6 protein-coding genes and 1 tRNA gene are annotated in these 6,835 nt (G+C 70.4%); 6 read left to right on the forward strand and 1 reads right to left on the reverse strand.

The window, feature by feature from the left end; translation table 11 throughout:
* Positions 1-11: 11 nt before the first annotated feature.
* A tRNA-Leu gene (locus tag HMPREF0058_RS12950) sits at positions 12-95 on the reverse strand.
* 210 nt (positions 96-305) lie between these two features.
* On the opposite strand from HMPREF0058_RS12950, the gene HMPREF0058_RS01180 reads away from it, so the two are divergent.
* From HMPREF0058_RS01180 to HMPREF0058_RS01205, 6 genes are all read left to right on the forward strand, one after another.
* Positions 306-1,013 carry an FHA domain-containing protein gene (locus HMPREF0058_RS01180; protein ID WP_024036719.1) on the forward strand — a complete coding sequence of 236 codons (708 nt, stop codon included), beginning with the start codon at positions 306-308 and terminating at the stop codon, positions 1,011-1,013.
* Positions 1,010-1,480: an FHA domain-containing protein FhaB/FipA gene (locus HMPREF0058_RS01185; RefSeq protein WP_006547820.1), complete on the forward strand. Its 471-nt coding sequence runs from the start codon at positions 1,010-1,012 to the stop codon at positions 1,478-1,480. Before HMPREF0058_RS01180 ends, HMPREF0058_RS01185 begins: the two co-directional genes overlap by 4 nt.
* Positions 1,477-2,844, forward strand: coding sequence for a PP2C family protein-serine/threonine phosphatase (locus HMPREF0058_RS01190; protein ID WP_006547821.1), 1,368 nt, complete (start codon positions 1,477-1,479; stop codon positions 2,842-2,844). The genes HMPREF0058_RS01185 and HMPREF0058_RS01190 overlap by 4 nt, the downstream gene beginning before the upstream one ends.
* 72 nt (positions 2,845-2,916) lie before the next feature.
* Positions 2,917-4,443, forward strand: coding sequence for an FtsW/RodA/SpoVE family cell cycle protein (locus HMPREF0058_RS01195; RefSeq protein WP_006547822.1), 1,527 nt, complete (start codon positions 2,917-2,919; stop codon positions 4,441-4,443).
* Complete coding sequence (locus HMPREF0058_RS01200) at positions 4,440-5,933, forward strand: peptidoglycan D,D-transpeptidase FtsI family protein (RefSeq protein WP_006547823.1); 1,494 nt, start codon at positions 4,440-4,442, stop codon at positions 5,931-5,933. Before HMPREF0058_RS01195 ends, HMPREF0058_RS01200 begins: the two co-directional genes overlap by 4 nt.
* A gap of 14 nt (positions 5,934-5,947) precedes the next feature.
* Positions 5,948-6,835 (forward strand): serine/threonine-protein kinase (locus tag HMPREF0058_RS01205; protein WP_006547824.1); only part of this gene is annotated, 888 nt, incomplete at its 3' end.

Here is a 6,835-nt window from a genome sequence, read left to right on the forward strand (position 1 = left end):
CGTCCGTATCGTGCGCGGGGGGGGACTCGAACCCCCATGAACGTAAGTTCACACGGACCTGAACCGTGCGCGTCTACCAATTCCGCCACTCGCGCTTGGAGCGAGGATGACGATAGCGGCCCCAAGGCCCCCGAGTCCAATCCAGCGACCCCCTTGGCTCGGTGAGACCCGTCACCTGCCTGCCGTGCAGGCCACCCTCCCGCCGGCTCGTAGATACACCGGTTACGATAGCCACGGTATTACTGTGACCAGACATTGGCGCAGATCGGTCGCCGTCATCCGGTCACTGACAGGAGGTGAGGAACGTGGGGTTCCTAGACAGGTTCGAGAAAGGCGTGGAGAACGTCGCTGAGCGTGCCATGTCCCGCTTCTCGGGCGACGTCGAGCCCATCGAGATCGCCTCGAAGCTGCGCGAGACCATGGACAAGCGCGCCGCCTCCTTCGCGCGCGACCGCTCCGTGGTCCCCAACGTCTTCCGCATCCGCCTCTCCCCCTCGGACGTCGACCGAGTCGACGCCTGGGGCCGTGACGAGATGGTCCGCCAGATGGAGGAGGTCGCCACCTCCCACGCCAGCGAGCAGGGTTACTCCTTCGTCGGCCCCGTCCAGGTCACCTTCGTGGCTGACGACGCCCTGTCCTCCCCGGCCATCGAGGTCGAGTCCTCGACCCGCCGCGGGGCTGCCGCTCCGGCCGCAGCCGCCACCGCCTCGCCAACCAACCCGATCCTGGACATCGACGGCCAGCGCTACCTGCTCACCGGCCCCGTCACCGTCATCGGCCGCGGCTCAGAGGCGGATATCGTCGTCGACGACTCCGGCGTCTCGCGCCGCCACCTGGAGATCCGTCTCACCCAGGGCCACGCCATCGCCACGGACCTGGGCTCGACCAACGGCACCTACGTCGAGGGTCACCGGATCGACGCCGCCACCCTGCTGGACGGCAACACGCTCACCGTCGGCCGCACCCGCATCATGTTCTGGGACGGCACGCACTCCTCCGGGGTCAACCGGTGAGCGAGCTCGCCTTCACCCTCGCCAGGTTCGGCTTCCTGGCGCTGCTGTGGGTCCTTGTGCTCCTCGTCCTGCGCACCCTGCGCCGTGACGTCGCACCAGGCTCCCCACGCTCGCTCAGCCTGCGCCGCTCCGGCGAGAAGACGACGTCGAAGCCCGCCGCGCGCTCACGACGTCGCCAGGCCTCGCGCCTGGTCATCACCGAGGGCCCACTGGCTGGCTCGACCGTGCCCCTGTCCCCCACCTCCATCACCATCGGACGCTCCCCCTCCTGCACCCTGGTGCTGGAGGACTCCTACGCCTCCTCCCGCCACGCGCGCATCTTCCCCAAGGACGGCACGTGGTGGCTGGAGGACCTCGGCTCCACCAACGGCACCACCCTGGCCGGCCAGAGCGTGACCGGAACCGCTGAGCTCTCAGTGGGTGTGCCCGTCAGGATCGGCCAGACAACCCTGGAGCTGCGTCCATGACCATCTCCCTGCGCTACGCCGCACGCAGCTCAGTCGGGCTCGTGCGTGCCTCCAACCAGGACTCCGCCTACGCCGGGCCGCACCTGATGGCCATGTGCGACGGCATGGGAGGCCCTGCCGGCGGGGACATCGCCTCAGCCGTGGCCATCAGCCACCTCATCCCCTTAGACGCCGATTCCCACCAGGCCGGCGAGCTGCTCGGCCTGCTGCGCGGTGCCATCCAGGAGGCCCACGCGGACCTCGTGGCCCGCTCCACCGCCGAGCCGGACCTGGCCGGCCTGGGCACCACGTGCGTAGCCGTCATGCGTAGCGGCAACAAGCTGGCCATGGTCCACGTGGGGGACTCGCGCGCCTACCTCCTGCGCGAGGGCGAGCTCACCCAGGTCACCACGGACCACACCTTCGTGGAGTACCTGGTGGAGACCGGGCGCCTGACCCGCGAGCAGGCGCGCCAGCACCCCCAGCGCTCCGTCCTCCTGCGCGTCCTGGGCGACGCCGACGGCGAGGTCCAGCTCGACGAGTCCATCCGCGAGGCCGTGCCCGGTGACCGCTGGCTGCTGTGCTCGGACGGCCTGTCCGGCCCCGTCACCGCCGCCACGATCGGCGAGGTCCTCGCCGGCGTGGAGGACCCGGCCCTGGCCGCGGACCAGCTCATCGACCTCGCTGAGCGAGCCGGCGGGCCGGACAACATCACCGCCGTCGTCTTCGACGTCGTCGAGGACGATCCCACCCCGCAGATGGAGCCGCAGGTGGTGGGCTCCGCCTCCGTCCACCGCGAGCGCCTGGCCGCCGACGGCGTCAGCGCAGCCCCGGTCCCTGCCACCCCCGCAGCCAAGGCTGCCGCACTGGTAGCCGGCTTGGAGGCGGACAGCGAGGCCTCAGCCACTTCCCCTGACTCTGCCCAGGAGGAGGCTCTGGCCGCCGAGGCCGAGCGCCACCGCAGCGCCCGGCGTCGTCACCGCCTACGCACCGCCCTGGCCTCACTGGCCGTCCTGGTCGCGCTGGTCGTGGCCGGAGTCAGCGGTTACATGTGGACCCAGACGCAGTACTACGTCACGACGGCCGACGGGAAGGTTGCCATCTTCCAGGGCATTCCCCAGACCCTGGGGCCCTTCTCCCTCAGCCACCTCGTGCAGACCTACAACGAGCCGGCCCTGGCCGATCTCGATGAGCGCATGCTAGAGCGCCTGGAGGAGACCGTCGCCCAGCCCTCGCTGGTCGAGGCCCGCAAGTACGTCCGCGAGACTGTCTCGGCGCGCGTGACCGAGGAAGCCACCGCCACCCCCAGCCCTGCGGACCAGATGGCCACCTCAGACCCCGTTGAGGTCACTCCGCCTCCCACTGACGCCGCCACAGGACAGTAGGGCGCAGCAATGTCCTCCTCTGAGCTCGCTGCCGGCTCCCCTGCAACGACCCCCGCGGCCTCCTTCTCACCCATGACCCGCTCCGGCCGCTGGGCTGAGGCTGGCCTGCTGGTGCTGTCCCTGGCCCTGGGCCTGGGCGGCTACGCCCTGACGGCGCTCAACCGTTCCGGCTCCTCCCCCGCCCAGCTGCTGCCGATCGCTGGCGTGGTTGTGGTCATCACTGCCCTGGTGCACCTGTGGGTACGCCGCACCGCCCCCTGGACCGACCCGACCCTGCTGCCCATCGCGGTGGCCCTCAACGGCATCGGCCTGGCCATGATCCAGCGCCTGGACCTGTCCTACGAGCGCCTGGGCGAGGCCCACGGCTTTTCCGTCAGGCAAGCCATGTGGACCGGGCTAGGAGTCCTCCTGTTCTGCCTGGTGCTGCTCATGCGTGACTACCGGCTCCTGCGCCGCTGGGACAGGTGGGCCATGGCCGGCGGACTGGTCTTCCTCGTGCTGCCCTTCGTGCCGGGCCTGGGCACGGAGATCTACGGCGCCCGCATCTGGATCCACGTGGGCCCCATGTCCTTCCAGCCCGCTGAGCTGACCAAGGTGCTGCTGGCGATCTTCTTCGCCTCCTTCCTGGTGGCCAACCGGGACAACCTGGCGCTGGCTGGGCGCCGGATCCTGGGCCTCAACCTCCCGCGAGCGCGTCACCTGGTTCCCCTGCTCGTCGTGTGGGGCGTCTCCATCGCCGTGCTCGTCCTCCAGCGCGACCTCGGCTCCTCGCTGCTGCTGTTCGGGTTGTTCGTGGTCACCCTCTTCGTGGCCACGGACCGCCCCAGCTGGCTGATTATTGGCGCCGCGCTGTTCGCCCCCGCCGCCTGGTTCGCCGCCACGCACCTCACCCACGTCCAGCAGCGCTTCTCCGCGTGGCTGGACGCCATGGACCCGGAGGTCTACAACGCTCCCGGCGGCTCCTGGCAGCTGGTCACGGGCCTGTTCGGCATGGCCTCGGGGGGTCTGCTGGGCACCGGCTGGGGCCAGGGCTACCCCAACCTCGTCACCTTCGCCAACTCGGACTTCATCGTGGCCTCACTGGGCGAGGAGCTGGGGCTGACGGGCACGCTCGCCCTGCTCATGCTCTACCTCATCCTGGTCCAGCGCGGCCTGCGTACCGCGATGCACCTGCGTGACGGCTTCGGCAAGCTGCTGGCGGTGGGACTGTCCTTCACCATTGCCCTGCAGGTCTTCGTGGTGGTCGGCGGCGTCACGCGCCTCATCCCGCTGACCGGCCTGACTACGCCCTTCCTGGCCTACGGCGGCTCCTCCCTCATCGCCAACTGGATCATCCTGGCCCTGCTGGTGCGCCTGTCTGACGCCGCGCGGCGCCCGGTGACCTCCGCCCCGCGCATCATCGACACCGCCGAGCTGCCCAGCTCCATCCGCCGGGCCGTCCTGGACGCTGAGACCGCCGAGACCGCCACGTCAGCCAAGGAGACCGCGTCAGCCAAGGAGACTAAGGCCGAGCCGGCTACCGGTACCTCCTCGGCCAGCGGCCCGCAGGCCTCGCAGGATGACCAGCCCACCACCATCGTGAAGGGAGCCAGGCCGTGAACCGTCAGATCCACCAAGTCACCGTCCTGGTCCTCATCATGTTCCTGGCGCTGTCTGCCTCGCTGACCTCGGTCCAGGGCCTGGCCCGCCCGGCCCTGTGGGAGTCCTCCTCCTCGCAGGGCACACTGACCACGGACTCGCGCAATTCACGCACCGTCTACGCCGAGTTCGGCACCGACCGCGGGCCGATCATCGTCGGCGAGGAGACGATCGCTGACTCCGAGCCCTCTGATGACGCCTACGCCTACCAGCGCACCTACGCCAACGGCCCTCTCTACGCCCCCCTGACCGGCTACTTCTCCACCTACTTCGCCTCGATGACCGGGCTGGAACGGGCTGAGAACTCCGTGCTCAACGGGCAGGACCCCTCGCTGCTGTCCTCGCGTATCAAGTCCCTCATCACCGGCGGCACCCAGCAGGGCGGCGCCTTGGAGCTGACCATCGACCCCCAGGTCCAGCAGGCGGCCTGGGACGCCCTGGGCGGCCGGCGCGGCGCCGTCGTCGCCCTGGACCCCGCCACCGGCGCGATCAAGGCCCTGGTCTCCTCCCCCTCCTACGACCCCAACCTGCTGGCCTCCCATGACGGCGCCACCGCCCAGGAGGCCTGGGACGCCCTGACCGCGGACAAGTCCAAGCCGCTGACCAACCGGGCCATCGCCGGGGACCTGTACGCGCCGGGATCAACCTTCAAGGTGCTCACCGTCGCCGCGGCACTGCGCGCCGGCAAGGCGACTGCGGACACCGAGGTCGCCGCCCCGGACACTCTCACCCTGCCCCAGACCAACCACGCCCTGTCCAACTACGCAGGGGAGTCCTGCGGCAACGGCACGGTGACGCTGGCCTACGCCTTCGCCCACTCGTGCAACACGCCCTTCGCCCAGCTGGCGATGGACGTGGGCGACGACGCCCTGGGCCAGGAGGCCCGCGCCTGGGGCTTCGACTCCTCCCTGTCCATCCCGCTTTCCGTCACGCCCTCGACCTACCCGGCCAACTCCTCGGCCGCGCAGACGGCCATGGCGGGAATCGGCCAGGCCTCGGTGCGCGCAACCCCGCTCATGATGGCGATGGTCGCCTCCACGATCGCCAACAACGGGGTGCAGATGAAGCCGTACCTCGTCTCCCAGACCCTGGACTCCGACCTCAACGTCGTGTCCACCACCACCCCGACCTCCCTGCGCACCCCTATCAGCCAGGACACCGCCTCCCAGCTCTCCGCTCTCATGCAGCAGGTGGTCTCCGAGGGCACCGGGACCTCGGCCCAGGTGGCCGGGGTGAGCGTGGCCGGAAAGACCGGCACCGCGGAGACCGGCTCCGAGACCGGCGGCCCGGTGACCTGGTTCATCGGCTTCGCGGGCACGGACATCACCAAGCCCTCCATCGCCCTGGCCGTCGTGCTCGACGGCGGGGAGCAGACCGCGAGCTCGGGTACCGGCGGCTCCGTGGCCGGCCCGATCGCGGCCTCAGTCATCGACGCGGCGGTGGACCAGTGAGACCACACGTCGGGATGGAGCTCCAGGGGCGCTACGAGCTCGTCGAACGCATCGCCCTGGGTGGCATGGGTGAGGTCTGGCGCGCCACCGACCTGCGCTCGGGGCGCGCCGTGGCCGCCAAGATCCTGCGCCCTGAGCTGACCGGTGACGAGATCTTCCTGTCCCGCCTGCGCGCGGAGGCCGCCAACTCCCGCGGCCTGCGCCACCCCAACCTCGCCGTCGTCCTGGACTCCGGTGAGCGCGACGGCTCGGGCTGGATCATCATGGAGCTGGTCCAGGGCCGCGCGCTGTCTGACATCCTGTCCGAGCAGGGCACCATGCAGGCCGCCGAGATCCTGCCGATCCTGGCCCAGGTGGCTCGCGCGCTCCAGGTGGTCCACGACGCCGGCGTCGTCCACCGCGACGTCAAGCCCTCCAACATCCTCATCAACCGCGAGGGCCTGGCCAAGCTGACCGACTTCGGCATCTCCACCGGCGTCCACCAGCGTCCGCTCACCGCCACCGGCATGGTCATGGGCACCGCCCAGTACCTGTCCCCCGAGCAGGCCATGGGCCATATGGCCACCCCCGCCGGTGACCTGTACGCCCTGGGGGTCATCGCCTACGAGGCCCTGGTGGGCCACCGGCCCTTCACCGGCGCCACGCAGGTGGATATCGCCTTCGCCCACGTCAACCAGCCGGTCCCGCCGCTGCCCGACGCCACCAACCCTGAGGTCCGCGAGATCGTCATGGAGTTGCTGGCCAAGGACCCCGGCGCCCGTCCTCGCTCGGCGCGCGAGGTCGCCCGCCGCCTGGACCGCATCGTCATCCACCTGCCCAAGGAGTCCTGGGACCCGCGTGGGCAGCTGTCGTGGGTGGCCACCGGCCGCCCTTCCTCCCCGCCCAGGAACGACGGCGCCGCC

The sequence above is a fragment of the Actinomyces urogenitalis DSM 15434 genome, assembly GCF_000159035.1.
Lineage (GTDB): Bacteria > Actinomycetota > Actinomycetes > Actinomycetales > Actinomycetaceae > Actinomyces > Actinomyces urogenitalis.

Coding starts and splice junctions, on each gene's coding strand:
- HMPREF0058_RS01195 (WP_006547822.1), top strand. CDS start 2,917: ATGACCCGCTCCGGCCGCTGGGCTGAGGCTGGCCTGCTGGTGCTGTCC.
- HMPREF0058_RS01190 (WP_006547821.1), top strand. CDS start 1,477: ATGACCATCTCCCTGCGCTACGCCGCACGCAGCTCAGTCGGGCTCGTG.